This is a genomic window from Enterococcus italicus DSM 15952 (genome assembly GCF_000185365.1).
In the GTDB taxonomy this organism is placed as follows: Bacteria; Bacillota; Bacilli; order Lactobacillales; family Enterococcaceae; genus Enterococcus_G; species Enterococcus_G italicus.
On the sequence record NZ_GL622249.1, the window covers coordinates 1 to 1,521 of the forward strand.

Genomic DNA, 1,521 nt, shown 5'->3' on the forward strand with positions numbered 1-1,521 from the left:
CCAGTCACGAGATCGGCTTTATGCCTACAATGATTCTACGTACACCGCATGGATTTCAAGCTTTCTATGTACTAGACAAGCCTGCATACGTGACGAAGAAATCAAATTTTAAAGTGATCAATGTGGCCAAAATGATCTCAAAAAATCTAAGAAACAAATTTTCAAATGATTATCGGTTTCCTGTTGATGTAAATGCCAATCATTTTGGGATCACACGAATGCCTTCTGAAGAGAATATTTTATTCTTTGAACCACAGTATCGTTATAGTTTCGAAGAATGGATCGACTGGTCAATGAGAGAAGATGCGGACAAAAAAGCTGAGATCAAGAACGTTTTTGTATTACCATCTACTCAAGAATTTCGTCAAGTCGACGAACCCTGGTTCCAGCTGTTGCTAAAAAGTAAAAAAATACAAGGTGAAAAGGGCGTATATGGTCGAAATAATGTCATATTTACCTTGTCTTTGGCATACTTTTCGTCTGGATACGAGGTAGAAGCATGTGAATTGACGATGTTAGAATTCAATGACCGCTTGGCTAACCCTTTATCTGATCGAGAATTAACCAGAATCATTCGTTCCGCTTACTCCGGAAAATATCAAGCAGCGCACAGAGAAAAAATTGTCCTATTATGCCAAGAGTGGGTCGATGTCAATCTTTCTGAAGAGCAGCTATTCAACAAAAAACGGGGTTGGTGGAAGTTTAAGAAAGAGCGAGCTGTTCGCAAGTATTCTCATAGTCATGAATGGGCAGAAGATCTATTGTCTTATTTGAATGAGCAATCCTATGAAGAACAACCATACATTATTTCTACAAAAAAAGATTTAACTGAAAGTTTAAAGATTCCAAAACGCTCCCTGGACAAAGTACTGAAGCAGTTAAAAGAAGAGAACAAAATTCATTTTCGTGTTCGTGCTGGTAGAAATGGAGGTATTATGCTAGCTTCGACACATGGATTGATGCGCTCCGTTATCCGGCTAAAAAAAGAAAGCCAGGGGGCTTATTTCGCTGCGATCTCAGAAGCTTTTGGAAGAGAATACATGTTTATCCAGACAGCACTGAAACGCTTGATAGAACCAAATAAGATCGGCGTGCAAACAGATCTGTTCATGATCGATACAGGTTGAAATTAAAAGGTGCAAATTGCCTATTACATTATATCTATGATACGTTTCTTCTTTTTCTCCGCCTTGTTTGCTGGTCTTAAGAAAAAGTAGTACTATTATTGCAAACGTAATAATATGCTGGGAGGTCTTTCTGACTATGAGTATCAATACCTTTGTATATCCCTACCCGATCAATGTGTTTATTATTTCGCGGTTGGGTATGACAGTAGAGCAGTTTTGTGAGTTGCATGGATATAAGCAGAGTACAGTAGCAAGTTGGGTAACAAGAAATCGTACCGTAAAGACGTTGCCTTGTGATTTTTTGTATTGTCTAAGCCTTTCTTCAGACTGGTCAATGGATGATGTTTATCGTCATTTATTGGTGTTGGAGGAGAGGTTTTTAAAGAGTATTGAT

At 38.2% G+C, this 1,521-nt stretch carries 2 protein-coding genes; both read left to right on the forward strand.

All coding sequences use genetic code 11. The features are described 5' to 3' along the window. Positions 1-1,127: primase C-terminal domain-containing protein (locus HMPREF9088_RS11045; protein ID WP_007209339.1), on the forward strand; the 1,127-nt coding region annotated here is incomplete at its 5' end. A 136-nt stretch (positions 1,128-1,263) separates the two neighbouring features. Further along, on the forward strand, positions 1,264-1,521 hold a 258-nt coding region (locus HMPREF9088_RS12265), incomplete at its 3' end, for a type III secretion system protein PrgN (RefSeq protein ID WP_081457089.1).